The organism is Aquabacterium sp. (genome assembly GCF_029946005.1).
Taxonomy (GTDB): domain Bacteria; phylum Pseudomonadota; class Gammaproteobacteria; order Burkholderiales; family Burkholderiaceae_C; genus Aquabacterium.
The window spans coordinates 16,525-43,412 of record NZ_JAQSDR010000012.1 but is presented as its reverse complement, the minus strand read 5'-3'; the positions used below and the strand labels follow the sequence as shown (position 1 = coordinate 43,412).

Sequence of the window (26,888 nt, the reverse complement as noted above, 5' to 3'; positions counted from 1 at the left end):
GATTTTAATTTTTACCACGCAAAGCCCAGACACAGATCCAGCCGATGAGCACGGCCAGCCACAGCGTCAACAGACGACACACCAGCGTCAGAAGTATGGCTTCAGGCAGTTGGTAGCCATGGGCATGCAAAAGGCCTGTCATGACCAGCTCGGTGCTGCCCAAGCCGCCCGGCAGGAAGGAGAGTGCCCCGACGATGATGGCGATGGCGTAAATGCCCATGGCCGACGGCAGCGACAAGGGCGCAGTGGAGATGACATCGCCCACCAGCTTGAGCCCGACGGCTTCAGCGGCCCAGGCCACCAGGCCCAGGGACAGGCCCATGAACAAAATGCCCGGCTTGAGGAATTGGCTGGCGCTGCCCAGCATGGTGACCAGCGATTGCGCGGCCATGAACAACTTGCTCTCGGCGCGTTGATGGCTGGCCATGCGCTGTGCCACCCAGGGCCAGGGCGTGAACGCCAACATGGCCATCAGGCCGACGACCAGGCCCACGGCCACCCACAGCGCCTGTCGGTAGGCTTGCAACTCGGCCAGGACGGCCACGGCCAGCAGGATCATCGCCAACAGATCGAGCAAGCGCTCCACAAAAAAACCGGCCATGAGGCCGGAGACGGGGATGCCCAAAGGCTGGTAATAGCGGGCCCGCACCATCTCGCCCAACTTGCCGGGTGACAGGGTGAAAGCAAAGCCGGACATGAAGGTCAGTGACACAAACCGCCACGGCAGCACATGACCCAGTCGGCTTAAATACAGTTTCCAGCGCACCACGCGCAGGGCGTAGTTGAACAAGGACAAAGCGGTGGCCGCCAAAACAGCGGGCCAGCCCGCGATCAAGGGGGTCAGGCTGATCTGAGACAAATCGCGGTGAAATCCAACCACGCACCACACAGCAAAACCCGCAATGAGCCCGTAGGTCAGGAGGTTGCGCCACAAGCGGGTGGATGAGCTTGCGGGGGGACGTGGAACAGAAGACAACATGCCGGGATTATGCCGAGCGCAATACAGCGTTAGAAATAATCCGCATCCTTCAAACGCGGGGCCTGCGCGTCTTTGGCGGCCAGACTGGGCAACAACCCCAGCTGGGGCCATTCAATGCCGATGTCTGGGTCGTTCCAGACAATGGCCCGCTCGCAGTTCTTGGCGTAGACATCGGTGGTCTTGTACAAAAAGTGTGTGTCGTCGGTCAGCGCCACAAAGCCATGGGCAAAACCTTCAGGCACCCACAATTGACGGTTGTTTTGCGGCGACAGTTCAACGCCCGCCCATTGCCCAAAGGTAGGCGAGCCACGGCGAATATCGACCGCCACGTCGAACGCGGCGCCCTGCACCACGCGCACCAGCTTGCCTTGCGCGCTGGGCGGCAATTGGTAATGTAGGCCGCGCAACACGCCTTTCTTGCTGCAGGAGTGGTTGTCTTGCACAAAAGGCCGGGGCGCGGGCAGGCCCAGCTTGGCCAGCTCGGCGTTGAAGCGGTGCTGGTTGAAGCTTTCCATGAACCAGCCGCGGTCGTCGCCAAACACCGAGGGCTCAATGATGACGACATCGGGGATGCGCGTGGGGATCAGCTTCATGCTCAGAACACCTGCTCGTTGATGACTTTGAGCAAGTACTGGCCATAGCCGTTCTTGAGCATGGGTTGGGCCAGCTTGTGAACCTGCTCGGCGGTGATCCAGCCGGAGCGGAAGGCGATCTCCTCAGGGCAGGCCACTTTCAGGCCCTGGCGCTTTTCAAGGGTGGCGATGAACTGGCTGGCCTCCAGAAGGCTGTCGTGCGTGCCGGTGTCCAGCCAGGCATAGCCCCGGCCCATGATCTGCACATTGAGCTGGCCTTGCTTCAGGTACATGGCGTTGACGTCGGTGATCTCCAGCTCGCCGCGCGGGCTGGGCTTGATCTCGGCGGCGATGTCACACACCTGCTGGTCGTAGAAGTACAGGCCGGTGACGGCGTAATTGCTTTTGGGCGCCTTGGGCTTTTCTTCGATGCTGAGGGCGCGCTTGCTGGCGTCGAAATCGACCACGCCATAGCGCTCGGGATCGTGCACGTGGTAGGCGAAAACGCTGGCCCCATCGGGCTGCCTGGCTGCATCCATCAACAGGCCTTGCAGGTCGTGCCCGTAATAGATGTTGTCGCCCAGGACCAGGGCGCTTGGGTTGTTGCCCACAAAATCGCGGCCCAGGATGAAGGCCTGCGCCAGGCCATCGGGGCTGGGTTGCACGCAATAGCTGAGGTTGACGCCCCACTGGCTGCCATCGCCCAGCAGCGATTGAAAGCGCGGCGTGTCTTGCGGCGTGCTGATGATGAGGATGTCGCGGATGCCGGCCAGCAGCAAGGTGCTGAGCGGGTAGTAGATCATGGGCTTGTCGTAGACCGGCAGCAGTTGCTTGCTGATGGCCAGCGTGGCGGGGTGCAGGCGCGTGCCCGAGCCGCCGGCCAGGATGATGCCTTTGCGTGTCGCGAGAGTCATGATGACGAATTACTTCCCTGTGATTTCGGTGAGCATGCGCTGAACACCTTGCTCCCAATGGGGCAGGCTCAAACCCAGCGTTTGCTGCAGCTTGGTGGTGTCCAGGCGCGAATTGAGCGGACGCTTGGCTGGCGTTGGATACGACGCCGTGCCCGTGGATTCGATGGCCTGCGGTGCCACCTTGATCGGCTGGCCGTTGGCGCGGGCCCACTCGATGACAAAGCGTGCGTAGTCGAACCAGCTGGTCTCGCCTTGGGCCACCAGGTGGTAGAGGCCGCTCAATTCCGGACGGCTGGCCTGACGAAATGCGCGAATGGCGTGGGCGGTGACGTCGGCCAACAAATCAGCCCCCGTGGGTGCGCCAATCTGGTCGTTGATGACCTTGAGCTGATCGCGCTCGGCCGCCAGGCGGAGCATGGTTTTGGCGAAGTTGCCTCCGCGCGCTGCATACACCCAACTGGTGCGGAAGATGAAATGGGCGCAGCCGCTTTGCTGGATGAGTTGCTCGCCTTCGAGTTTGGTCCGGCCGTAGACGCTCAAGGGCGCAGTCGGGCTGGACTCGTTGCGGGCGGCTGAACCACTGCCATCGAACACGTAGTCGGTGCTGTAGTGAACCAGCAGCGCGCCCAGTTTGGCCGCCTCATGGGCAATCAAGCCGGGCGCCGTGGCATTGATGGCCCGGGCCAGCTCGGGCTCGCTTTCAGCCTTGTCGACGGCGGTGTGGGCCGCGGCATTGACAATGACATCGGGCTTGACGGCCTGGACGAGGGCGGCCACTTGTTCGGGATGGCTGAAATCGGCCGTGTCGGAATCGTGAGCGATGACTTGCCCCAAGGGCGACAGCGACCGCTGCAACTCCCAGCCAACCTGGCCGCCTTTGCCCAGCAAAAGGATTTTCATGGTGCTCAGGCCACGCGGCTTTGGTAGTTGGTATTGAGCCAATCACGGTAAGCCCCCGAGCGAACCGAGTCAATCCACTCGGTGTTGTCCAAAAACCATTGAACGGTCTTGTCGATGCCGGAGGTGAATGTCTCGGCGGGCTGCCAGCCGATCTCGCGCTCAATCTTGCTCGGATCAATGGCGTAGCGGCGGTCGTGGCCAGGCCGGTCGGTCACATAGGTGATCTGGTCTTCGTATTTGCCGGCGGCCTTTGGGCGCAGGGCATCGAGCTTGCGGCAGATGGTGGTGACCACGTCGATGTTCTGGACTTCGTTTTTGCCCCCGACGTTGTAGGTTTCACCGAGGCGGCCCTTTTCAAGCACCTGGCAGATGGCCTCGCAATGGTCGCGCACGAACAGCCAATCACGGACGTTCAGCCCATCGCCATAAACGGGCAAAGTCTTGCCGTCGAGCGCGTTGAGGATCATCAAGGGGATGAGCTTTTCGGGGAAGTGATAAGGCCCGTAGTTATTACTGCAATTCGTGGTCAGAGTCGGAAAACCATACGTGTGGTGGTAGGCCCGCACGAGGTGATCACTGCCCGCCTTGCTGGCCGAATAAGGGCTGTTGGGGGCGTAGGCCGTGGTTTCGTTGAAGGCGGGGTCGGTGTCGCCGAGCGAGCCATAGACTTCGTCGGTGGACACGTGCAGGAAACGGAAGGCGGCCTTGTCGGCAGCCTGCAAGGCGCCCCAGTAAGCCCGGGCTTCTTCAATCAGGCTGAAGGTGCCCACCATGTTGGTGTGGATGAACTCGCCCGGCCCGTGAATGGAGCGGTCGACGTGGCTTTCAGCCGCGAAATGCAAGATGGCACGGGGCTGGTGCTGAGCCAAAGCCAGGCGCACGGCATCGCGATCGGCTATGTCGGCCTGGATCAGGGTGGCGCGCCCGGCATCCAGGTGCGCCTTGATGGTGAGCGGATTGCCAGCGTAGGTGAGCTTGTCAAAAACCAGAACGGGCTCTGGTGGCAGGCCCAGCTTGGCCAGACGCTCGAACCAATGGTGGACAAAATTGCCACCGATGAATCCGGCCCCGCCTGTGATGAAAATCATGTGAACAACCCAAAGGTTTTTGGCCAAATTTGTTGGAATTACGCCCCACGCCCCCTTCACTTGCAGGCCCTACATCTGGGGGGTGTCGGCGTGGACATGCACCACAGTGGTCCACTTGTTGCATGATGCTACCCCATATCAACAAGGATCCATTGGCACAAGCAGCAGCATGGCAAAAGCAATGATTCTGGCGGCAGGGCAAGGCACCCGAGTGCGCCCGCTGACCAAGCAAACCCCCAAGCCCATGGTGCCCATTCTGGGCAAACCTGTTCTGGAATACATCATCGAACACTTGGCGCGTTATGGCGTTAAGGAAATCATGGTGAACGTGGCCTTCAACCACTGGAAAATTGAAAATTACTTTGGCGACGGGCACCGCTGGGGGGTCGAGATTGGTTACTCGCACGAGGGGGCCCGCGAACATGGCGAGATCGTTCCCAGGCCTCTGGGCTCCGCTGGCGGTATGCGCAACATCCAGGATTTCAGCGGTTTCTTTGACGAAACCACCATCGTGATGTGCGGTGACGCCATCATCGACCTGGACATCAGCGCAGCCCTGTTTGAGCACAAGGTGAAAAAAGCCATGGCCAGCGTGGTGGCCCTGGAGGTGCCCAAGGACCAGGTCAAAAACTACGGCATCGTGGTGACGGACAAGCAGGGCCGTGTCACATCGTTCCAGGAAAAACCCAGCCCCGAAGAGGCCAAGTCCAACCTGGCCAGCACGGGCATCTACATCTTCGAGCCGCAGATTCTGGAGATGGTGCCGCAGGGCGTGGAGTTCGACATCGGCAGCCAATTGTTTCCGCTGCTGGCAGAACGTGGACTGCCCTTCTTCGCGCAAAGTCGGCATTTCAATTGGATCGACATTGGCCGCGTGAGCGATTACTGGTCGGTCTGCCAACGCGTGCTGCGCGGTGAAATCGCCCAGATGGACATGCCCGGCACCGAGGTGCGCCCAGGCGTTTGGGTGGGGCTGAACACCAAGGTGGATTGGGACACCGTGAAGATCAATGGCCCGGTGTACATCGGCTCGGGCTCGTGCATCGAGTCGGGCGTCACCATTCAAGGGCCCACCTGGATTGGCCATGGTTGCCGCTTGCGCAAAAACAGCACGGTGGTGCGCAGCGTGCTGTTTGAGTACACGCGCCTGAGCGAAGGTGCCACGTTCCACGAAGTGGTGGCATCGCCCCAATACAGCGTTGACCGCCATGGCAACACCACCTACCAGGGTGACGAGTCCACCACCTTGCGCTGGGGTGATGCACGTGCTTGATTGGCGTTCATGAAAATTTTGGTGACCGGGGCGGCCGGGTTCATCGGGATGCACACCACCCTGGCTTTGCTGGCCAGGGGCGATGCGGTGGTGGGCATCGACAACTTGAACGACTACTACGATCCGCAACTCAAACGAGATCGCCTGGCCGAGATCAATCGGCAGGCACCAGGGGCGCCCTTTCAGTTCCTGCCGCTGGACATCGCCGACCACCAGGCCTTGTTCAGCTTGATGGCCTCGGAGCAATTCGATGCCGTGGTGCACCTGGCGGCCCAAGCTGGTGTGCGCTATTCGCTGACGCACCCCCAGACCTACGTTCAATCCAACCTGGTGGGTTTTGTGAACATGCTGGAGGCTTGCAGACACCATCAGATCAAACATCTGGTGTACGCCAGCAGTTCCAGCGTCTATGGCGGCAACGTCAAGATGCCTTTTGTGGAAACCGACTCCGTCGATCACCCGGTCAGTCTGTACGCCGCCACCAAGAAATCCAATGAGTTGATGGCCCACAGCTACAGCCATCTGTTCGGCTTACCTACCACCGGCTTGCGGTTTTTCACGGTTTACGGCCCGTGGGGGCGCCCGGACATGGCACCCATGCTGTTTGCCAGCGCGATCCTGGCGGGCGAACCCATCACGGTGTTCAACCACGGGCAAATGCAACGCGATTTCACCTTCATTGATGACATCGTGGCAGGCGTGTTGGCCACCCTGGACCGCCCACCTTCGGCCGAGGCGGGTTTTGATCGCCAACATCCCTCGCCAGCAGCCTCCTGGGCGCCATACCGGATCTTCAACATCGGGCACAGCGAACCGGTGCCATTGATGCAGTTCATCGAAACGTTGGAGCAGGCCCTGGGCCAGTCGGCCATCAAGAACCTGCAGCCCATGGCGCCCGGCGATGTGGTGGCCACCTATGCTGACACGCAAGCCCTGTCGGCCTGGACCGGGGTGCATCCCACCACACCCCTGCCTGACGGGGTGGCCAAATTCGTGAATTGGTACCGGGCTTATTTCCCCAAATGAGTGCGGAAATTTCCGTCAATCGGGTTTGCCATGAACGCTCAACCCCCTCATTCATGGGGGAAAAGGCGCCAATCGGCGGCTGATGAGTGGCAAGTTGTCACAACTAATGACATCCCCCCTGTGTCCTGAAAATCCATCCCGGTACGCTTTACCGACGTTAAACGCAACATCGGGAGCGTGCAGTGAAGATTGGAATGATTGGGCGGTGGTTGAGTTGCATCGGCATGTGCGCACTGTTGCTGAGCGGCAGTGGCTGCGTGGTCGGTGAGGCCGAGGCGGACTTCCCGAATAATCGCTCTGAAGCCTGGCGCTTCCTGAACCACGCCACCTTTGGCCCGACCGAGGCCGATGTGGCCCACCTGAACACCGTCGGCTACACCGCGTGGCTGGACGAGCAGTTCGCGATGACGCCCGAGACGACTTACCGGTCGTTCATGGAGCGGCGCGACGCCGAACTCAAAGTGGACGAACCCAGCAACAAAGGCCGGTTTGAGCAGGTGGTGGAAGGCTTTTACACAAGGGCACTGACCGATCCAGCTCAATTGAGGCAACGCGTGGTGTTTGCCCTGTCAGAGGTCTTTGTGGTGTCGCTTTACAACGTTGAATTGAACATGCGCCCCACGCTGGTTGCAGGCTACATCGACACGCTCAACACCAACATCTGGACCGACTACCGCACCTTGCTGGAAGCGGTGACCAAAAGCCCCGCCATGGGGGTTTATCTGACCTACCGTGGGAACCAGAAAGAAGACCCTGCCATCGGCCGAATCCCGGACGAAAACTACGCGCGTGAAGTCATGCAGCTGTTCTCGATCGGCCTGCATGAGCTGAACATGGACGGCACGCCCGTGATGGGGCCCAACGGCCAACCCAAGGTCAGCTACACCAGCGAGGACGTGCAAGGCCTGGCCAAGATCTTCACAGGCTGGAGCTTTTACCGCGGCCCTTCGGTGGCCAGCCAGACCGAGGAAGCTTGCTTCACCGGCAACATCAGCTGCTTGGATCCGGAAGCCGCCTACCAACCCATGGTGCCTTACCCGAACTACCATTCAACATCGGCCACCACGTTCCTGAAGGTCAGCCTGCCCGCACGGTCCAGCCCGACCCTGCAAGCCGACCTGAAGATCGCGCTGGACACCCTGGCCAGCCACAAGAATGTGGCTCCCTTCTTCAGTCGGCAGTTGATTCAACGCCTGGTCACCAGCAACCCCAGCCCCGCCTATGTGTCGCGCGTGGCCGAGAAATTCGTGGCCACGAACGGCAGCATCAAGGATGTCGTCAAGGCCATTCTCATGGACGAAGAGGCCTTGGGCTCGCCTTACCACGCACTGGACTCCGACGGCAAATTGCGCGAGCCTATTTTGCGCCTGACCGCCCTGCTGCGCGCCTTCACTTTTGATGGCCCCGGTTTGAAAACCGGTACACAGCGGGTCAAGAACGTGGGCATCACATCCACGGGCGATGCGTCCTTGTCCTTCGGGCAGTCGCCCTGGAACTCGCCGTCCGTGTTCAACTTCTTCCGCCCGGGCTACGTGCCGCCACAAAGCAAGAGCGCCTCCTTGGGCATGGTGTTGCCGGAGATGCAGATCGCCAGCGAAATCAGCGTGACGGGGTATGTCAATTCTGTGCTGTCAGTGCTCAACAACGGGATTGGCAAGGTGAGCAACCAAGCCGGCGTGCGCCTGGTGCTGGCCGATCAACGCCTGCTGGCCAACACCCCTGATGACCTGGTGTCCGACATGTCCAACCGCCTGTTGGGCGGGATCATGAGCCAGCCCCTGCGCAAGGACATCACCGCAGCGATCTTGACCATCCCAGTGCCGGCGCTGAACGAGTCTGGCACCAACACCGCCGACATCAACAGCGCGCTGGACAGGCGTGTCAATGCCGCCATCCTGATGACCGCCGTGTCACCAGAGTTTCTGATCCAAAAATGAGCTTGCCGACATGAGCACCAACCAACGTCGATCATTTCTGAAACAAGCCACCGTGCTGGGCGCGGCCGGGCTGACCACGCCGTGGGCCTTGAACCTGGCCTCCATGGGTGTGGCTTCGGCCCAGTCGAGCGGCGCCACGGACTACAAGGCCCTGGTGTGCATTTTCCTGGCGGGCGGCAACGATGCCCACAACACCGTGCTTCCCACCGACGCGGCCTCTTGGTACTACTACAGCGTGGCACGTGACTCCAACGCGGCCATCGTGGCCAATGGGGGCACGCCTGTTCCCGGCGCCTTGTCAATCGCTTTGAAGCGCTCGGAGTTGTTGCCCATCACCGTGGCGGACGCCGGTGGCTTCAACACCGAACGCAGATTCAAGTCCTTTGCCCTGCACCCCCAACTCAAGCGCATCCGCGACATGTACGTGGACGGCAAGGCGGCCGTGATCGCCAACGTGGGGCCCCTGATCATGCCCACCCAAAAGATCGACCTGTTCAGTCTGAGCTTCCCAGTGCCCACCAACCTGATGTCGCACAACGATCAACAGTCGATGTGGCAATCGTTCGCGGCAGAAGGGGCGGTCGCGGGCTGGGGCGGCCTGATGATGGACAGCCTGATGTCGCGCAACACCGTGAGCACGTTTTCCTCCATCGGGATCAACAGCGGGCCAGTGTGGCTGTCGGGCAAGCAGGTCATGCCCTACCAGCTCAGCACCTCGGGCCTCACCCGAATGGCGGGTGAAGGCAGCACCTATGGCAGCGCGGCTGTTTACCAGGCGGTACGCAAGATTGCATCCACCCCGACCAGCTCGGACATCCTGGCCCAGGACTACACCAAGACCGTGCAGCGGGCCTTGAGCGTGGAAAGCACCTTGCTGAGCTCCCTGCCTGTCGCCGCCCAGGCGCCTTGGGGAACACCTGGCGCGGCAACCCCTGCAGCCGACCCCTTGCTGAAGTACACCGACCCGAATACCGGCCTGAGCACGCTCAACCCCTTGGCCCAGCAACTGCAAATGGTGGCGCGCATGATCGCCGCCAGAGGGGCCACCGGCATCGGGGCCAAACGCCAGGTGTTCATGGTGAACTTGAGTGGCTTTGACACCCATGACAGCCTGCTGGTCAGCCATGGCGACCTGATGGCCCGACTGGACCACGGCGTGGCCTATTTTTATGACACCTTGTCCAAGATGCCTGGCGGCCAGGACATGCGCTCGAACGTGACTTCGTTCACCGCTTCAGACTTTGGGCGGGCCCTGAACAACAATGGCGACGGCACCGACCACGGCTGGGGTGGGCACCACTTCGTCTTTGGCGGCAGCGTCAAGGGGGGTGACATGTATGGCCGCTTCCCCGATTTCAGCCCGTTTGACCAAGGCACTTATTTCAGCGCCCACTTGCTGACCAACGGCGTCTTGCTGCCGTCCCAGTCCGTGGACCAGGTGGTCTACACCCTGGGCAAGTGGATGGACGTGCCGGAATCGGCCCTGACCGGCAGTGGCGGCACTGTGGGCATCGCCCCCAACATCGGGAATTTCGACGTGTCAACCCGTAACTTGGGGTTCATGGCGTAAGGAAGAGTCGATGGCACTGGCTGGCGTTCTGACAGAATGCCGACAGTGTCTCAATCAACCTTCGAGCGTCCATGAAAGTATCAGTTGTTGGCACCGGCTATGTGGGCCTGGTGACCGGAGCCTGCCTGGCAGAGATGGGCAACGATGTCTTGTGTTTGGACGTTGACCCGAACAAGATTCGCATCCTCGAAGAGGGCGGCATCCCCATCCACGAACCAGGCCTGGACTTGGTCGTGGCGCGCAATGTCAAGGCCGGGCGCCTGGCCTTCACCACCGACATCCCCCGCGCTGTGGCGCACGGAACCTTGCAGTTCATCGCGGTGGGCACGCCCCCGGATGAAGACGGCTCGGCCGACCTGCAGTACGTGCTGGCCGCCGCCCGCAACATCGGCCGCCTGATGACCGACTACAAGGTGGTGGTCGACAAGAGCACGGTGCCCGTGGGCACGGCCGACAAGGTCCGCGCCGCCATCGCCGACGAACTGGCCAAGCGCGGCAGCGACACGCCTTTCGCGGTGGTCTCCAACCCCGAGTTCCTGAAAGAAGGCGCGGCAGTGGAAGACTTCATGCGCCCCGACCGCATCGTGGTGGGCGCCGATGATGAGCAGGCCATCCTGCTGATGCGCGCGCTGTACGCGCCCTTCTCGCGCAACCGCGACAAGGTCCTGGTGATGGATGTGCGCAGCGCCGAACTCACCAAGTACGCTGCCAACGCCATGCTGGCCACCCGCATCAGTTTCATGAACGAGCTGGCGCTGCTGGCCGAGAAGATGGGCGCCGACATCGAATCCGTGCGCCAGGGCATCGGCTCTGACCAGCGCATTGGTTTCCACTTTTTGTACGCTGGCTGCGGCTATGGCGGCAGCTGCTTCCCCAAAGATGTCAAGGCGCTGATCAAGACGGCCAGCGGCGAAGGCCAGAACCTGAAGGTGCTGCAGGCCGTGGAAGACGCCAACGATGCGCAAAAGATGGTGCTGGTGGACAAGGTCACGCGCCGCTTCGGGCAAGACCTGAGCGGCAAGCGCTTTGCCGTGTGGGGACTGGCCTTCAAACCCAACACCGACGACATGCGCGAGGCTACCAGCCGTGTGGTGCTGGAGGAACTGTTCAAGCGCGGGGCCACCGTCACCGCTTACGACCCGGTGGCCATGGACGAGGCGCGTCGCATCTTTGGCGACCACCCCAGCCTGAGCTACGCCGACTCGCCAATGACGGCCCTGCAGGAAGCCGACGCCCTGGTCATCGTGACCGAGTGGAAGGAGTTCCGCAGCCCTGATTTTGCGCAGATCAAAGCCAGCCTGAAGACCCCCGTCATCTTTGACGGGCGCAACCTTTACGAACCCAGCATCGTCAAGGCTTCTGGCCTGGACTATCTGGCCATTGGGCGGGCTGCTTCGGCAGCGTGATCACAAAGCGGCTGCCCCCGCCCGGGCGCGCTTCGCAGCGCACCTGGCCGCCATGCCTTTGGGCAATTTGGCGAACCAGGCTGAGTCCCAGGCCCACACCACCGGCGTGTTCCGCGTGACCGGGCAAGCGGTAGAAGGGCTCGAAGATGCGCTCGCATTCTTCGGGCGGCACGCCCGGGCCCCGGTCGCTGACGCTGATTTCCGCCAGCAAAGGGCCAGCGGACACGTTGAGCAAGATGGGCTCACGGTCACCGCCATAGCGTTTGGCGTTTTCCAGCAAATTGCGCACGGCGCGTCGCACCAGCCGTTCATCAAACTTCACAAGCTGGCGTGAGGCCTCGTCGGCTTCCAGCACGGCGCCCACGCGGCGCGCCTCTTCGGCGGCCAGGCCCACCAGGTCAACGGGCTGGCGGTCCAGCTCGGACTTGGCATCCAGGCGGCTGGCCAGCAGCACCTCTTCCACCAGGGCGTCCAGCTCCTTGATGTCCTGATTGATTTCCTGGCGCAAGGCCTCGCAGCGCTCAGGCGGCAGCTCGGCCATCATGGCCACCGCCATCTTGAGCCGGGCCAAAGGCGATCGCAGTTCATGGCTGGCATTGGCCAGCAGATTGCGGTGGGCACCAATGAGGTCTTCGATGCGTTGAGCGGCCTGATTGAAGCTTTGTGCCAGGTCGGCCACTTCGTCGCGCCCCTCCACCTCCACCCGGTGCCCCAACTGGCCCGACCCAAAGGTTTCAACGCCTTGCCGCAGGGCCTTCAAGCGCCGCGTGAGTCGGTTGGCCACCGGCCAAGCACCGATGGCCACGGCCACGAACAACAGCAGCAGCGACAGAATCAACGCAGGGGCACCACTGAGCAGCCACGGCGGCGGGGCCAGCCAACCCAAGGGTCCGCCAAACCAATGCGGTGGAGCGACCATGCCCGCTGGCGGCGGTGCGGGCGCCTCACCGCTGGGCGGACCACCACGCCCTCGCGCCACCAATGAGGGCCTCAAAATCCACAGGACGCGGCCATCGGACAGGTGGATCTCTTGAAGACGGATGAGGGAACCACGCTGACGGAGCAAACGCTCCTGCATCAGGTCTGAGGTGGCAATGCGGCGGCCTTGCGGGTTGTCGAGCGCCAGTGGCAAACGCAGGCGCGCGGCCCACTCCAGCAGGGCTTGGGCCTGGTCGGCCTCTGGCTGGCTGACTGGGGGCAGGCTGTTCTCGATGAGTTCACCCCAGGCGGCGGCCCGTTCGTTGGAGGCGGCCTGAGATTGGAACTCGTTGCGCTCGTGCTCCATGTGGCGTTGCGCCAACCAGCCAGTGCCCAGCGTGAACAGCAGCAAGACCGTGACCACGGTCAGGTAGATCCGCAGCGCCAGGGTCTTCATGCGGCTTCGGTGTCAGCGTCCTGCTTTTTGGCGAACACGTAGCCCGCGCCACGCACGGTGAGGATGCGCTTGGGCTCTTTGGGATCGTCTTCGATGGCAGCGCGGATGCGCGAGATGTGCACGTCGATGGACCGGTCGTAGGCTTCCAGGGGATGGCCTTTGAGCGCATCCATGATGTGGTCGCGGCTGAGCACGCGGCCCGGGTGCTGGGCCAGCACGGACAGCAGGTCGAACTGGTAGGAGGTCAACTCGCAGGGCGTGCCGGCCAAGCGTGCCTGGCGCAGGCCGGCATCGATCTCCAGGCGGCCAAAGCGCCAAACGTCGTCGTCTTGGGCGGCGGGGTTGGTGCGTCGCAACAGGGCGCGCAAACGCGCCAGCAGTTCGCGCGGCTCGAAGGGTTTGGGCAGGTAGTCGTCGGCCCCGACCTCCAGGCCGACGATGCGGTCGGTGGGCTCGCCCCGGGCGCTGAGCATCAGCAAGGGCAAGGACCGCGTGCGGGAGGCCGAGCGCAACTCGCGGCACAGGTCCAGACCGTCACCATCAGGCAGCATCAGATCCAGAACCAGGGCATCGACGGTCTGGCGCGCCAGCAGTTCGCGGCCCGCGTTGAGGGTGGGGGCGCTGGAGACCTGGTAGCCGTGACTGCGCAGGTAGTCACCCACCATCGCGCTCAGTCGCAGGTCGTCGTCGATCAGTAGGATGTGCTCACTCATGTCCAGCATTGTCGCCCCCAGTGGAGTCAATGCTCAAGCTGAGCATGGGCTTGGCCGCGCGACTTCATCCGGTCGTGGCGCTTTTGCACTTTGGCGACCAAGTCGGCGCGTTGCGCTGGGGTCAGCACTTGGCTCGCATCCAACGCGAACTGCAGCATTCGCTTGCTCAGGGCATCGTGGCTGACCAGGCCTTGCTGGCGCAGCTTTTCAGCGGCAGCAGAATCAACCTGGGGCTGGGCGAACAGGGCCAGGGTTTGCTCATGCACCTTGCGTCCTGCTTCGTGCAGGGGCTTCAGATCCGCTTGCGCCGATTGGGCCAGTGCCTTGATTTGCGTGCGCTGGGCATCCGTTGCCTTGACTTGGTCCAGCATGCGATCCAGGTGGCGCCCGCCCATGGGCAGCATGCCTGGGCCGCCATGACCATGGGGATGAGGATGGGCCGCTGATGCCGAGGCACTGGCGGCCGCGCTCGGCTCCTGGGCTTGCGCCAGTGAGCTCATGCTGAAGACCGACACGGCCGACATCACCAACAAGGCGCTGGCCATGACCAGTGGCCTCCAGGTGTCGGCGTGAGTGAATTTTGCGATCTTGCCCATGGTTTGTTTCCTTTGGCGGGAGATGGCCCTTGCCACCTGTCCATGCCTTCATGGTGCGAGGCGGCGGTAAACGCGGTGTGGCCCGCCCGTAAAGATCTGTGAAAACAATGGGGTGAAGACTGGCCTATTTCCTGTACCCCACAAGCGCCATCACCAGAAAATAGGACAGCTCAACAGCCAGGGGTGGCCCATGCTCAGTGAATCAACACGACGCCTTGCAACCACCCACCAAGCCGCGCAATCATCAGCCAGCTTGTTGGAATTCTTCAGGTACCACGGTGCGTGGGCCCCCGGCATCAGGCTGTTTCGGCGGATCGACTTCAAAACCAAGGCGTTGACCATCTCCCTGGTCTTTGCCATTCCATTGTTCTGGTTGTCGTGGCAATACTTTGGCGACAAGGCCGCCATGATCGGCTTCTCGGCCAAGGAACGCATCGGCGTGACCTATGCCCGCCAGGTGATGCCGTTGATGAGCGCCTTGCAACGCCAGCGTTCACTCGCCCTGGACGAGGCCGCCACCCACACGACACCGCCAGCCCTGGCCACGGTTCAGCAAGAGGTGGCCGACGGTTTGAAACGCCTGGGCGCCGAGCAACATGCCACAGGTGCAACCTTGGGCACGGACAAGCCTTACCAGGACTTCCTCGAAGCCCACCGCCAAGTGGCTTCGGCCTCGGCCGGCTTTGACACGGTGTGGGCCACACACACCCGCCAGTTGGACCAGTTGATCACTTTGCTGGCAGCATCAACCGACGGCTCCAACCTGACGCTGGACCCAGACATCGACAGCTACTACTTGATGGACGCATCGATGTTCCGCCTGCCCTTGTTGAGCGACCAGTTGGCGCAACTGGGCGAGTTGGGTTCGGTCATGCTGAGCCACTCGGCCGGCACACCCGCCCAGGTCCGCCGAGTCACGGAGTTGCTGGTGCTGGCCACGGGCCAACTGCAAGCGGTGCGCGATGGCCTGGACAAGGTGTACGCCTACAACGGCGAGTCAGCCTCGCAAGTCAATGCCGAAGAAGCGGTGCGGCAGATCAGCTGTTCTTGCAGCACGCCGAAGCCAATCTGTTGCGCACACAAGGGGCCCAAGGCGACGCGCACGCGCACCATGCTTCGGCGCTTCAGGCCCTGGACCAGCTGACCGGCTTAACCCACCGCGCCACGACCCACATGGACCAGTTGATCAAGGCCCGCGTGAACGCCATGATCCGAGCCCGCGACATCACGACCGCCGTGATGGTGTTGTGCGTGGTGGGGGCTTTGTACCTGTTCCTGTCGTTCAAGAAAGTGCTGGACGGCGGTCTGCAAGAAGTCGCCCTCCACCTGGACGCCATGCGCCAGGGCAACCTCACCACCCAACCGAGGGCCTGGGGGCGCGACGAGATTGCCCAACTGATGCAAGGCGTGAGCGCCATGCAGGATTCCCTGGGCGGCATCGTCCTGCAGGTTCGGCAGTCGTCCGATTCGCTGCTCAGCGGGGCCAGCGAGATCAGCCTGGGCTCGACGAAGCTGTCGGAGCGAACCGAGGCCAACGCGGCCAGCCTGGAACAAACGGCGGCCTCCATGAGCGCGATGACCCAGACCGCCCACGCCAGTGCCGACCACAGCCGGGCTGCCTCCGAGCTGGCCCACGACAACGCTGACGCGGCCACCCAGGGGCAAGCAATCATCCAGCAAGTCATGAACAGCATGAACGCCGTCAAGGACAGCTCGCGCCAGATCGGCGACATCATCGCGGTGATCGACGGCATTGCCTTTCAAACCAACATCCTGGCGCTGAATGCGGCGGTGGAAGCCGCACGGGCTGGTGAGCAAGGCAAGGGTTTTGCCGTGGTGGCCGGCGAGGTGCGCGCGCTGGCCCTGCGATCGGCCACCGCCGCCCGCGAGATCAAGGCCTTGATCACCGACAGCATGGGCCGGGTCGATGACAGCACGCAAGTGGCTCAATCTGCGGGCCAGACCATGGGCGACCTGGTGGCCAACGCGCAGCGCATGAAAACCTTGCTGGAGGAGATCTCCGGGTCGGCCCGCCTGCAGAACTCGGGCATCACCGACATTGGCTCGGCGGTGCAGGACCTGGACCGCTCCACCCAGCAAAACAGCACCTTGGTGGAAGAAACCGCCGCAGCGGCCTTGTCAATGAAACAGCTCGCTCAGCAGTTGGCCGAGCGCGTCAGCATGTTCAAGGTGGCTGGCTGACGCCCATTCAGATCATGCTGGCGGCCATGTTGATCGTCAGGGCCAGCAAGGTCGTGTTGAAGAGGAAGGCCAACACGCAGTGGATCAGGCCGATGCGCCGCATGGCGCTGTTGGTGAAGCTGACATCGGCTGTTTGGGCCGAGGTGCCAATGACGAAGGAAAAGTAGACGAAATCGCCGTAATCAGGCGTCTCGGTGCCTGGGAAATCCAGGCCACCTGCAGTGCCCTTGCCGTCATCGTCCAGGTAATAGTCGTGGGCGTAATGCAGGGCAAACATCACATGCGTGAATGCCCAGGAGGACACGATGGTGGTGATGGCCAGCCCGATGTGCAGGAACTTGGTCGCCCGAGCCATGTCCTTGACCAGCGACAGCTCGGCCACGATGGCCGCCAGGCTGGCCACGGCGGCCACGATGACCAGGACCAGGATGAGCAGTTGCCCCTCGTCTTCCAGATTGGCGCGCCAGCGGATTCTTTCATGCGATGAGCCGACCATCATGACCCCCGCCAGCACCAGGTACAGCACGACCCCGGCATTCCAGCCAATCAGCATTCGGGTGGTGAGGCTTTGCACCACACCCGAAGGCAGCAGTGCCATGATGGCCACTGCCAGCGCAGCAGCGATGAACAAGCGCGGACGAACCTGGACCTGGCGGATGAATCGGTTGCGATGCAGGGACATCCCGGGAGTATCGGGCAGGAACAAGCCGCATCGCCGTGCTAACGTGTCTCAGCTTTTGGAGTTTCCCATGTCTGAGCTCAATGGGCCCGCCCGGCCCCGCGCACGCCGCCCGCGTGCCAGCACCAAAGGCGCCGTCACGCCCCCGCCTGCCCTGCCCACCCGCCTGGACACCCTGCGCGACGCGCTGGTGGCCTGTGTCGATTTGCTGAAGCAGCGCCGCGCCGACCTGATCCCCCCCAGCGACATCGACGAGTTCATCGACCTGGACTGGATGGTCTGGGACGGTGGCAACCTGACCCTGACCCTGACGGGCAGCAACATCTGCCGACAAGCGAGGACGCGGGCGGGATCCGCCGATGGCTGAGGTGCAACACGCCAGCGTGGCTGTCCTGCTGTCCCTGCTGGGGTTGACGGCCGCTTGCACGGATGCCACGTCGGTGCCCGGACCGGTTGGCACGCCGATCGAGACACGCGCTCCCAACGCCGCCCACCAGCGCCCCGCCTTTGTCGGCCAGACCCGAGCACCGGGCGTGAACACCAAAGTCGCCTACCAGCTGACCGTGCTGACCAAGGGCCTGAACCGCCCCTGGGCCGTGGAGCCCCTGCCCGATGGCACGCTGCTGGTCACCGAGAAGGTGGGCGCGATGCGGATCGTGTCGGCCAGCGGCACGGTCGGGCCGCCTTTGGCGGGGCTGCCCCCGGTTGAAGTGCGCGGCCAGGGTGGCCTGCTGGACGTGGCGCTGAGCCCCACGTTTGCCACCGACCGGCTGATCTACTGGACCTTCACCGAAGCACGTGGCAAGGGCCTGAATGGCACCAGCCTGGCGCGGGGGGTGCTGTCAACGGACCGGCTGCGCATCGAGCAGGCCAAGGTAATTTTCCAATCCCAGCCAGGCTTTGACGGTGGGCTGCACTTTGGCTCACGCCTGGCCTTTGGCCCAGACGGCATGTTGTACATGACACTCGGCGAACGCTCGGATGCCGAGATGCGACCCCATGCGCAGCGGCCAGACAGCCACCTGGGCAAGTTGCTGCGCCTGAAGCCCGATGGCACCGCTCCCGCCGACAACCCCTTGGTGGGCACGCCAGGCGCCAAACCCGAAATCTGGAGCCTGGGGCACCGCAATGTCGAGTCGGCGGCCTTCGACGCACAGGGACGTTTGTGGACCGCCGAGATGGGCCCGCGCGGTGGCGACGAACTGAACCTGATCGGCCGAGGCAAAAACTTTGGCTGGCCGCTGGTGTCGTTTGGCGAAGAATATTCAGGACAGCCTATCGAAGGGGCCTTGACCGACCGACCGGGCTTTGCTCCCCCGGCGTACTACTGGGACCCGGTGATCGCGCCTTCGGGCGCGCAGTTTTACACCGGCAAGGCCTTCCCGGCCTGGCAGGGCAGCCTCTTCCTGGGTTCGCTCAAGGAAGGCTGGCTGGTGCGCCTGGAGATCAAGGGCGATCGCGTGGTGGGCGAAGAGCACCTGCTGGGCGATCGCCAGCAACGCCTGCGCGATGTCCGCCAGGGGCCGGATGGCGCGCTGTACATGGTGACCGATCAGGCCAAGGGTGAACTGTGGAAGATCACGCCCAAGTGAGCCGTGCGCGGGCCTGAACGGCCTCAGGCCGGCGCCACATTGCCCTCGCGGCGCAGCACGGCCATGGCGTCTTTCAAGGCGTAGTCGGCATCGCTCTTCAAGGTGGCCAGCGCCTCGGTGATGAAGGACTGCCACAGTTGGACATAGTCGTCCTGGTGCTGCATGGGCGCGTGGTCGCGGATGTACTGGCTGGCCAACTCGGCATCCAGGCCGGTCTTTCGGATCTTGCGGATCAGGGTGGCGGCGCTGCGCTCGGTCAGCATCGTCTTGGGGGCGGTACTGGTGGCCACGCACAGAAACAAGGTGATCAAGGAGCCCTCATCGCTGTGGCCCGCGGTGATTTTTTTCCAGCTGGCAGAGGCTGAGCGGTCGTGGTGGTCCACCTCGCTCAAGGCGTCTTCAATCCAGAAATAGCGGCCCCGAAAGGCCGGCGTTTTGTGGAACAGCTTGTGAGGCGTCGCGTTGGCGTCCAGGATCTTGGACAGGTCGGCCAAGACCGATTGCCAGGCTTCATCCATCACCGGCTTGAGGTGTTCGGGCACCTTGGGCGGCAGGCTGGCTGCCAGTTTGGCGGGCGGCTTCTTGCGCAAGGCGGCCACCATCTTGTCGAAGGCGGGCCAGTCGGGCAGGTCGGTGTGCTTGGTGGCCAAGGTGAGCAGCGCGGTGCGGATGACCGCATCGGCGTCGGCGCCGGCCTCTTCCAGCTCGGCGGCATCCGTGCCCAAGGCTTCGGCCAGCCAGATGGCCGCGTCCATGGCTTGCGCGGCGTGGCTGCGCTGGGCCAACTCGGCCCGGTAGTCGGCCAGGCTGCGCAGCGACCACTTGGCCAGTTGCGGGATGTGGTCGTCGGTGAAGCCGTGGCGCTCGTTCATGCCGAAATGGCTGGTCTGCGGCATGGCGATCAGGCGCTTGAGCATGTCCGAGCCGCCCTTGGAGCGCGACAGGAAGGAGTGGTCGCGCAGCGACTCGGCCGCTGGGCGCAACTCACCGCCACAGGTTTCTTCCAGGTAGAGGCTGACCAGGTTCACCAGCCGGTCCTTGGCTTTTTCAAGCTCGGGGCGCAGGAACTCGCTGCCAAAGTAGCTGGCAATCTGCACCATGCCTTTGGGCGCATCGTGGCAGATGGTGTCCAGCTTGGCCTGGTCAAGGATGCCGTGGCGCACGCCATACTGCAGCGCCTTCTCGAAGAAAGGCCGCGCGTCGTAGACCGCGATGGACGATGGTGAATCGAAAGCTGGACTGCCCGTCATTTAGATCGCCGACTCTTCTTCCGATTCCAGGGAAGCGGGCGTGATCTTGCCGCGGTCGGTGTCGGACAGATTGACCTTGCCATCGCCCTCTTCCTCTTCGGCCTCTTCTTCCAGTCCGGCATCGAAAGCGCGCGACTTGGCGCGCAGCACCAGCAAGGTCTCGATGAACAGGTCGGGGCATTGGTAGCGCAGGATCCAGGCCAGTTCCATCCAGTCCTGGTCGGCCACTTCGTCTTGATCGACGATGGGCTTGACGTAAGCGGAGGCGTAGAGCGCGGTCTCGGACAGCATCTGGCCATCGTCTTCCAGGCCATCGAAACTGCCGGTGCGGGCAAAGGTTTCGACGCGGCTCCACTTGTCGGCAAAGTAGTCGGCCAGAGCTTCGCTGCCCCCTTCGAGGTCGCCCACGGCGTTGAGGAATTCAACCGGGCTGGCGTCTTCGCGGAAGATGATGGAGTTGACCATGCCGCGCAGGTGGGTGCGGGTCAGGTCCTTGTAGCGCTTCTCGATCACCACAGCACGGGCGAACTGGGCGGGCGTGACCATCAGGTTGATGATCGACTCCTTGGAGTTGTCGTACTCGCGGATGACGGCCAGAATGTCTTTGGGCGGCAGCTGCTCCAGCACCACCATCAACGCACCATCGCCCTCGGTGTCGGCCAGCTCGACCAGGGCGGATTCGGCCCCCACGATGTCGCCAGCGGCGATCAGGCTTTGGGTTTTGGCGATCAGGGCAAGGTGGTGGCTGCTCATCAAGGGGCTTTCTTCGTTCAATCAGTCTTTGCGGTCGAAACCTTGTTCGACCATCCAGTCGGCACCGGCTTCTTCGCGGGCGCGGTCTTCGTCATTGTGGTCCTGCTCAAATGTGCGGTCTTCGTCGCGGTCTTCGCCTTCGTCTTCCTTGTCCTCTTCGGCCGCCCGGGCGGCCTGGGCGGGGTCAAGCTTGCCGTGCATGTATTCCAGGCCGGCCGCCACGGTCAGGAAGCGACCACCGGAGGGCTCTTTCAGGAACACTTGGGCCAACTCTTGCGCCCACGGGGTCAACTGAATGGCGTTGACCAGGCTGTCCCACTCCGGAAACTCGTCGGCCTCCAGGCTCAGCAATTGGTCCATCAGCACCGGCTGCGGAAAGCGGAAGCCCTGGTGGAACACGACGGCGACCATCTCGGGGCACAGATCAACCATCTGCAGCAAGAAATCGACCTCCTTGCGCTTGGCGGCCAGGCGTTGGCGAAGCACGTCCTTGCCTTCGGAGTCGGAGCTCAGGTCGTCCAGTTCAGCCTGGTAAGCCGAGCGCAGTTCATGGAAGAAGGGGGAGATGCTCATGTGGGGATGAAGTTCGTCAAAGCAAGGCGCTGAAGTAGTTTTGCCAGATGTCGCGGGCGGTCTCGATCGGGCTGTCGAGCAGGTTGCGGCGGCGGTTGTCGTCGTAGGCCTGGCGTTTTTCGGTGTCCGACAGGACGCCGTAGGCCTCTTGCACGGCCCTGAAGCGCTCCGCCGCGTCGTCGGCGGTGTTGCGGTCGGGGTGGTAGAGCGAGGCCTTCTGGCGGAAGGCCTTTTTGATGTCGGCCAGCGTGGCGGCGCTGCCCAGGCCAAGGCTAGCGTAGTGGTCTTTCATGCGCTCTCCGGGCGGGTGCTGCGTCTGTGGACGGCGTGTGCAAAGACCGCCATTATTTCACCTGCCGCGCGAAAGCACTCGCGAAAAAAAACCGCCCCAAGCTCTGGGGCGGTTTGCGCAGCCTTGAATCACGTCAAGGCTGATCAGGCTCAGGCGGCTTTGCGGCGGCGAGCGACGGCGCCCACGGCCAACAAACCCATGCCGAACATGGCGTAGGTTGAAGGCTCAGGCACCGCGAAGGTACCAGCGGCCTGCGTCGTGCCCCAATTCGACGAGCGAACCAGAATGGCCACGGGATCGGACTCGGCCGTCGAGAGGCCCAGGCTGGCCAGGATGAGGTCGGCCGTCCCCAAATTCATGCGCAAGCTGCCGGCAAGGCTGCCGCTCGCCGCGCCAGTGGGCCAAAAACCGCCGCCCGTGACCACGATGTTGCCTTCGGTGCCACCGACCACGCCCGGGATGTCGGCCGTGAAAATGGACCGCGTGCCGTAGCTCACCAGGGCACCGACATTCGTGCGCGAGTACAGGTCGGCCGAGATGGTGGAGGTGGCCAGGTTCACATCGAAATTCGCCATGAAAATCGAACGCTTGGTGATGGTTTCATCGTCGTTGAAGACATTGCGCTGAATCTCCACAAGAGAGTTGGCCGCGTGGAGCGAGGTCAGGCTGTCACCCGTGACGGTGGCAGCGCTGAATGTCAGGTTGACGTTGCCGGTGGCCTTGGTGTAGGCCGCGGTATTGGTAGCGCCGCTGATGTCCAGACCAGTAATGGTGGGTACAGTGCGGGCGGTGATGACGTTGGAACCCGAAGCACTGAGGGCCGACAGCGCGTCACCCGAGAAGGTCAGGCCGCCCGAACCGGAAACGAATTGCCATTGTTGGGCGCTTGCAGCGCCTGCTGCGACGAATGCGGCGGCAGCGACCAAAGTCTTGAATGCAAATTTCATGCTTACTCTCCTGGATTCATGAGAATGAAAAGGGAGGCCGCCCTCATTCTAGGAAAGAGCCTCCCGCTCTGCCCCCTTTGAGGGCTCTTGAATTTTAGTGAGCGAGTGGCATGCTTGTCCGCAGGGGTTAGCCCGGGTATGCCACTGATTACGGACCCGCGGCCTAGCCACCGCCGAATCAAAGCATCAAGCGAACGTGCTGGTGACGGAGGGCACCAAGCAGATGCTGGATCTTTGGACCAGCGCGCTGACCCTGCCCGCCAAGTCACGACGCCGCGCGCAAGCAAGTAGTACCAAACGGATGAGGGGTGGCGCCTTTTTAAACCCCGTCGCAGATCGTGGCTGATCCGCTGCTGACCTCCACCGATCCGCTTTTTGCTCCTCGACCGGGATCAAGCTGCCTTTGCCTGCGCGATCCCTGCCATGAGGGTGCGCAGTAGACTGGGACGGGAATGGTTCATTGTCTCGCCGCTGATCGTATTGAAGGATCTGACCACGTGAAGGACTTGCCTGAAAGGACCGCATGGCACCAGTGTGAGGCGCACGCGGTGGCGCGTGAGCACGGGGTCGACCTGGCCGTGGGGCTGCCGTTGGCGCAAGCGCAAGAGCGCGCCAAACGCCACGGCGCCAACGCCTTGCAAACTCACGAGCGCCGAGGGTGGATCGCCTTGCTGGCCGACCAGTTCAAGGACTTCATGGTGCTGGTGCTGTTGGTCGCCGCCCTCATCGCAGGCGTCATTGGTGAGCTGGCTGACACGCTGGCCATCGTCGTCATCGTCTTGCTCAATGCGGTCATCGGCTTCGTGCAGTCGTGGCGGGCCGACAAGGCCATGGCAGCCTTGCGCCAACTCGCTGCCGCGCAAGCCACGGTGCTGCGCGGCGGCGAAGTTCAGGTGGTGGCCGCCAGCATGTTGGTGCCAGGCGATGTGGTTTTGCTGGAGGCGGGCAACCAGGTTCCTGCCGACCTTCGCCTGATCGAGCTGGCCCGGCTTCAGGTGGACGAATCGGCCCTGACCGGTGAATCCGTGCCCGTGGACAAACAAACCGATGCGCTGCCCCATGCGCAAGGCGCCGCCTTGGGTGATCGACTCAACATGGCGTTCAAGGGCACAACGGCCACCCATGGCCGGGCGCGCGGCCTGGTGGTGGCCATCGGGATGGACACCGAGCTGGGCAAGGTGGCTCAGTTGCTCAACAGTGAAGACCGCAGCACCCCGCTGCAACGGCGCCTGGCCGCGTTTGGCAAACGCCTGGCCCTGGGCGTGATCGGCATCTGCGTGGTGATCTTTGCCGTCGGGGTGCTGCGTGGCGAGGCGCCTTTGCTGATGGCCTTGACCGCGATCAGCCTGGCGGTGGCCGCCATTCCCGAGGCCCTGCCCGCCGTGGTCACGGTGTTGCTGGCGCTCGGTGCGCGCCGAATGGTGTCGCAGCATGCCCTGGTTCGGCGCCTGCCATCGGTGGAGACCTTGGGCTCGGTCACGGTCATTTGCTCCGACAAAACAGGCACGCTGACCCAGAACCAAATGCATGCCGAGTTGCTGCTGGCGCAAGGGCAGTCCTGGGTGCCGGGCGATGCACTGCCAGGCCCGGTGCACCGTGAGGCCTTGCAGGCCGCCGCCTTGTGCAATGACGCTCGCCAGGGGCACGCCCCCGCAGACTGGGAGGGCGACCCGACAGAAACCGCGCTGGTGCTGGCCGCCTTGAGCGCACAGATCGACAAGACCGCGCTGGAAGTGGCCATGCCCCGCGTGCAAGAGCAGCCCTTTGATTCTGAGCGCAAACGCATGACCACCTTCCATCGTGGCCAGGCGGGGTATGTCGCCTACACCAAGGGGGCACCCGAGTCGGTGTTGCCTTGCTGCGGCACGCAGTGGACGCCGCAAGGGCCCGCCGCCCTTGATGGTGCCGCCCTGCTCGCCAACGCCACCGAGCTGGCCGCACAAGGCCTGCGCGTGCTGGCCCTGGCCCGACGCGACCACGCCCGCTTGCCGGACACGAACGCGCTGGCCTCGGTCGAAAGCGAATTGCAGTTCCTAGGTCTCATCGCCTTGATCGACCCGCCGCGCCCCGAAGCCGCCGCCGCTGTGCGCGATTGCATCGCCGCGGGCATCACCCCGGTCATGATCACTGGCGATCACCCCGCCACCGCCCGCGCCATCGCGCACCGCCTGGGGATCGTGACCGACCCGCAGGCCGATGTGCTGACCGGCCAGGATCTGGGCACGCTGGACGAGGCGGCCCTGCAGCAACGTGCCGCCCACGTGCGTGTGTATGCCCGCGTGGACCCGGCACAAAAGATCCGCATCGTCGAGGCACTTCAGGCATTGGGTCACTTTGTGGCCATGACAGGCGATGGCGTGAACGATGCCCCGGCCTTGAAGCGCGCGGACATCGGGGTGTCCATGGGCAAGGTCGGCACGGATGTGGCGCGCGAAGCTTCCAGCATCGTGCTGCTCGACGACAACTTCGCCACCATCGTCGCAGCGGTTCGGGAAGGGCGCCGCATCTACGACAACATCCGCAAGTTCGTGCGTTACGCCATGACGGGCAATTCAGGCGAGATCTGGACCCTCTTCCTGGCGCCCATGTTGCTGCTGCCGATCCCGCTGCAGCCCATTCACATCTTGTGGGTCAACCTGGTCACCGATGGCCTGCCGGGCCTGGCCCTGGCCGCCGAGCCCGCTGAGCGGGGCGTCATGCAGCGCCCTCCTCGTGCGCCGAACGAAAGCCTGTTTGCGCATGGCATGTGGCAGCACATCCTGGGCATTGGGCTGCTGATTGGCGGGCTGTGCCTGGGCCTGCAGGCCTGGGCTTTGCACAACGGCAACACGCATTGGCAGACCATGGTGTTCACGGCGCTCACGCTGTCACAGATGGTTCATGTGCTGACGATCCGCTCGGAAACGCAATCCCTGTGGCAACTGGGGCTGGGCAGCAACCAGCCCTTGCTGGGCGCGGTGTTGCTGACCTTCCTGCTGCAGATGGCCACCATCTACATCCCGATCTTGCAGCCGATCTTCAAGACCCAAGCCCTGAGCCTGACCGAGTTGGCCCTCTGCCTGGGGGCCGCTTTGATCGTGGGCGTGGTCGTTGAGCTGGAGAAAGCCTGGCGCCGCCGGAAAGCCCCAGCGTGAGCCCCCTCCTTTTGATCTGGCTGAAATTTGCTGCCTGTGTCTGCGTGATCGGCGTGGCCGGTGTGCGACTGAGCCGCTATGGCGATGCCCTGGCCAAGCTCACCGGGCTTTCCCGCAACTGGATCGGCTTGATCCTCATCGCCACGGTCACCTCGCTGCCGGAGTTGGTGACCGGGCTGAGCGCCGTCACGGTCGCCGCTGCGCCCGACATCGCCGTGGGCGATGTGCTGGGCAGTTGCGTGTTCAACCTGGCGATCCTGGCGTTGATTGACCTGGTTTACCGCGAGAAGGTGATGTACTGCGTGGCGAGCAGCGCGCATGTGCTGTCAGCAGGCTTCGGGGTCATCTTGCTGGCAGGTGTGGCTTTGGTCCTCTTGTTGTCGGCACAGGGCGCGATACCGACCATTGGCCACGTCAGCCTGGCAAGTGTCGCCATCCTTGCGCTTTATCTGATGGCCATGCGTGCGCTCTACAAGGCCGAGCAACGCCACGCTGGGCACCAGGTGGTTGAGCAGCCCGACATGACACTCAAAGCGGCCTTGTGGGGTTACGGGGTGGCCTCGGTCGTGATCGTGGGCGCAGGCATCTGGCTGCCCTTCATCGGCGTTGAACTGGCCCGGATCATGGGCTGGTCCAACTCCTTTGTGGGGACGCTGTTGGTGGCTTTTGCCACCTCGGTGCCAGAGCTGGCCACCACCTGGGGGGCGCTGCGCATCGGCGCCATCGACATGGCACTGGGCAACCTGCTGGGCAGCAATCTGTTTGATGTGGTGATTCTGGCGCTGGATGATTTTGCCTACCTGCCCGGTGCCATCTACCAACAGGTGTCGCCCATCCACGCTGTGACCGCGATCACGGCGTGCATGATGAGCGGCGCGGTCGTGGTGGCCTTGGCTTACCGGCCGGTTTCGAGGGTATGGCACACAGCGAGTTGGGCCAGCCTGTCATTGCTGGCGATGTACCTGCTCAATGCCGTGCTCCAGTATCGGCACGGGATGTAGCGAGGGTGTCGTTCAGATCATGGGCTGAAAGGTGCATGGATGCTGGGTTTTGGGTTCTGGGTGATGCGGTTGGCGCAAGTCCCCCAATAAGTCCCCCTGACTCAGCCGCTTCGTAA

The 26,888-nt window shown here is 63.1% G+C and carries 25 protein-coding genes; 11 read left to right on the top strand and 14 right to left on the bottom strand.

The genetic code is table 11. The features are described 5' to 3' along the window. Positions 1 to 4 precede the first annotated feature (4 nt). The 5 genes from PSV38_RS08430 to rfbB are packed head-to-tail and all read right to left on the bottom strand — an operon-like array spanning position 5 to position 4,453. Positions 5 to 979: a lysylphosphatidylglycerol synthase transmembrane domain-containing protein gene (locus PSV38_RS08430; RefSeq protein ID WP_300546533.1), complete on the bottom strand. Its 975-nt coding sequence runs from the start codon at positions 977 to 979 to the stop codon at positions 5 to 7. 29 nt (positions 980 to 1,008) lie between these two features. Next, positions 1,009 to 1,572 carry a dTDP-4-dehydrorhamnose 3,5-epimerase gene (rfbC, locus tag PSV38_RS08425; protein WP_300546531.1) on the bottom strand — a complete coding sequence of 188 codons (564 nt, stop codon included), beginning with the start codon at positions 1,570 to 1,572 and terminating at the stop codon, positions 1,009 to 1,011. 2 nt (positions 1,573 to 1,574) lie between these two features. Further along, entirely contained in the window at positions 1,575 to 2,465 is an 891-nt protein-coding gene (rfbA, locus tag PSV38_RS08420) for a glucose-1-phosphate thymidylyltransferase RfbA (RefSeq protein ID WP_300546530.1), read from the bottom strand. Positions 2,466 to 2,474: 9 nt separating this feature from the next. Beyond that, positions 2,475 to 3,365 carry a dTDP-4-dehydrorhamnose reductase gene (rfbD, locus tag PSV38_RS08415; RefSeq protein ID WP_300546528.1) on the bottom strand — a complete coding sequence of 297 codons (891 nt, stop codon included), beginning with the start codon at positions 3,363 to 3,365 and terminating at the stop codon, positions 2,475 to 2,477. A 5-nt stretch (positions 3,366 to 3,370) separates the two neighbouring features. Beyond that, positions 3,371 to 4,453 (bottom strand): dTDP-glucose 4,6-dehydratase, encoded by a 1,083-nt coding sequence (gene rfbB / locus PSV38_RS08410; RefSeq protein WP_300546526.1) that lies wholly within the window; start codon positions 4,451 to 4,453, stop codon positions 3,371 to 3,373. A 169-nt stretch (positions 4,454 to 4,622) separates the two neighbouring features. Here rfbB and PSV38_RS08405 point away from each other — a divergent pair, with 169 nt between their 5' ends. The 5 genes from PSV38_RS08405 to PSV38_RS08385 all read left to right on the top strand — a co-directional run bounded on the left by PSV38_RS08405 (position 4,623) and on the right by PSV38_RS08385 (position 11,665). Then, complete coding sequence (locus tag PSV38_RS08405) at positions 4,623 to 5,726, top strand: NDP-sugar synthase (RefSeq protein ID WP_300546524.1); 1,104 nt, start codon at positions 4,623 to 4,625, stop codon at positions 5,724 to 5,726. 9 nt (positions 5,727 to 5,735) lie between these two features. Beyond that, complete coding sequence (locus PSV38_RS08400; protein ID WP_300546523.1) at positions 5,736 to 6,752, top strand: NAD-dependent epimerase; 1,017 nt, start codon at positions 5,736 to 5,738, stop codon at positions 6,750 to 6,752. A 224-nt stretch (positions 6,753 to 6,976) separates the two neighbouring features. Then, the gene (locus PSV38_RS08395; protein WP_300546521.1) at positions 6,977 to 8,689 is read left to right on the top strand and encodes a DUF1800 domain-containing protein; all 1,713 of its coding nucleotides are present in this window, start codon (positions 6,977 to 6,979) and stop codon (positions 8,687 to 8,689) included. A 10-nt stretch (positions 8,690 to 8,699) separates the two neighbouring features. After that, positions 8,700 to 10,259, top strand: coding sequence for a DUF1501 domain-containing protein (locus tag PSV38_RS08390; protein WP_300546519.1), 1,560 nt, complete (start codon positions 8,700 to 8,702; stop codon positions 10,257 to 10,259). Positions 10,260 to 10,330: 71 nt separating this feature from the next. After that, the gene (locus PSV38_RS08385; protein ID WP_300546517.1) at positions 10,331 to 11,665 is read left to right on the top strand and encodes a UDP-glucose/GDP-mannose dehydrogenase family protein; all 1,335 of its coding nucleotides are present in this window, start codon (positions 10,331 to 10,333) and stop codon (positions 11,663 to 11,665) included. On the opposite strand, the gene PSV38_RS08380 is transcribed toward PSV38_RS08385, so the two are convergent. The 3 genes from PSV38_RS08380 to PSV38_RS08370 are packed head-to-tail and all read right to left on the bottom strand — an operon-like array spanning position 11,610 to position 14,349. Then, positions 11,610 to 13,040 (bottom strand): HAMP domain-containing sensor histidine kinase, encoded by a 1,431-nt coding sequence (locus PSV38_RS08380; protein ID WP_300546515.1) that lies wholly within the window; start codon positions 13,038 to 13,040, stop codon positions 11,610 to 11,612. The two genes, PSV38_RS08385 and PSV38_RS08380, sit on opposite strands and share 56 nt — an antisense overlap. After that, the gene (locus PSV38_RS08375) at positions 13,037 to 13,753 is read right to left on the bottom strand and encodes a response regulator transcription factor (RefSeq protein WP_300546513.1); all 717 of its coding nucleotides are present in this window, start codon (positions 13,751 to 13,753) and stop codon (positions 13,037 to 13,039) included. Before PSV38_RS08375 ends, PSV38_RS08380 begins: the two co-directional genes overlap by 4 nt. 26 nt (positions 13,754 to 13,779) lie before the next feature. Further along, entirely contained in the window at positions 13,780 to 14,349 is a 570-nt protein-coding gene (locus tag PSV38_RS08370; RefSeq protein WP_300546511.1) for a periplasmic heavy metal sensor, read from the bottom strand. A gap of 190 nt (positions 14,350 to 14,539) precedes the next feature. Here PSV38_RS08370 and PSV38_RS08365 point away from each other — a divergent pair, with 190 nt between their 5' ends. Then, positions 14,540 to 15,493, top strand: a complete 954-nt coding sequence (locus PSV38_RS08365) for a hypothetical protein (RefSeq protein WP_300546509.1) — start codon at positions 14,540 to 14,542, stop codon at positions 15,491 to 15,493. Further along, positions 15,397 to 16,551, top strand: a complete 1,155-nt coding sequence (locus PSV38_RS08360; protein ID WP_300546508.1) for a methyl-accepting chemotaxis protein — start codon at positions 15,397 to 15,399, stop codon at positions 16,549 to 16,551. The genes PSV38_RS08365 and PSV38_RS08360 overlap by 97 nt, the downstream gene beginning before the upstream one ends. A gap of 7 nt (positions 16,552 to 16,558) precedes the next feature. Here PSV38_RS08360 and PSV38_RS08355 read toward each other — a convergent pair whose 3' ends face one another. After that, positions 16,559 to 17,233 carry a DUF1345 domain-containing protein gene (locus PSV38_RS08355; RefSeq protein WP_300546507.1) on the bottom strand — a complete coding sequence of 225 codons (675 nt, stop codon included), beginning with the start codon at positions 17,231 to 17,233 and terminating at the stop codon, positions 16,559 to 16,561. 67 nt (positions 17,234 to 17,300) lie between these two features. On the opposite strand from PSV38_RS08355, the gene PSV38_RS08350 reads away from it, so the two are divergent. Beyond that, positions 17,301 to 17,597, top strand: coding sequence for a hypothetical protein (locus tag PSV38_RS08350; protein WP_300546505.1), 297 nt, complete (start codon positions 17,301 to 17,303; stop codon positions 17,595 to 17,597). Next, positions 17,590 to 18,822, top strand: coding sequence for a PQQ-dependent sugar dehydrogenase (locus PSV38_RS08345; protein ID WP_300546503.1), 1,233 nt, complete (start codon positions 17,590 to 17,592; stop codon positions 18,820 to 18,822). The genes PSV38_RS08350 and PSV38_RS08345 overlap by 8 nt, the downstream gene beginning before the upstream one ends. Before the next feature lie 23 nt (positions 18,823 to 18,845). Here the strand turns inward: PSV38_RS08345 and PSV38_RS08340 are convergent, their stop codons facing one another. From PSV38_RS08340 to PSV38_RS08320, 5 genes are all read right to left on the bottom strand, one after another. Beyond that, entirely contained in the window at positions 18,846 to 20,072 is a 1,227-nt protein-coding gene (locus tag PSV38_RS08340) for a hypothetical protein (RefSeq protein ID WP_300546502.1), read from the bottom strand. Continuing rightward, positions 20,073 to 20,825 (bottom strand): hypothetical protein, encoded by a 753-nt coding sequence (locus PSV38_RS08335; RefSeq protein ID WP_300546500.1) that lies wholly within the window; start codon positions 20,823 to 20,825, stop codon positions 20,073 to 20,075. Positions 20,826 to 20,846: 21 nt separating this feature from the next. After that, positions 20,847 to 21,398 (bottom strand): hypothetical protein, encoded by a 552-nt coding sequence (locus tag PSV38_RS08330; protein ID WP_300546498.1) that lies wholly within the window; start codon positions 21,396 to 21,398, stop codon positions 20,847 to 20,849. 16 nt (positions 21,399 to 21,414) lie between these two features. Beyond that, positions 21,415 to 21,690: a DnaJ domain-containing protein gene (locus PSV38_RS08325; RefSeq protein WP_300546496.1), complete on the bottom strand. Its 276-nt coding sequence runs from the start codon at positions 21,688 to 21,690 to the stop codon at positions 21,415 to 21,417. A gap of 149 nt (positions 21,691 to 21,839) precedes the next feature. Then, a complete protein-coding gene (locus PSV38_RS08320; protein WP_300546494.1) occupies positions 21,840 to 22,637 on the bottom strand; it encodes a PEP-CTERM sorting domain-containing protein in 798 nt (265 codons plus the stop codon). 497 nt (positions 22,638 to 23,134) lie between these two features. On the opposite strand from PSV38_RS08320, the gene PSV38_RS08315 reads away from it, so the two are divergent. Beyond that, the gene (locus tag PSV38_RS08315) at positions 23,135 to 25,771 is read left to right on the top strand and encodes a cation-translocating P-type ATPase (RefSeq protein WP_300546492.1); all 2,637 of its coding nucleotides are present in this window, start codon (positions 23,135 to 23,137) and stop codon (positions 25,769 to 25,771) included. After that, on the top strand, positions 25,768 to 26,772 hold the full coding sequence (locus PSV38_RS08310) for a sodium:calcium antiporter (RefSeq protein ID WP_300546491.1): 1,005 nt from the start codon (positions 25,768 to 25,770) through the stop codon (positions 26,770 to 26,772). Before PSV38_RS08315 ends, PSV38_RS08310 begins: the two co-directional genes overlap by 4 nt. Positions 26,773 to 26,888: the final 116 nt, after the last annotated feature.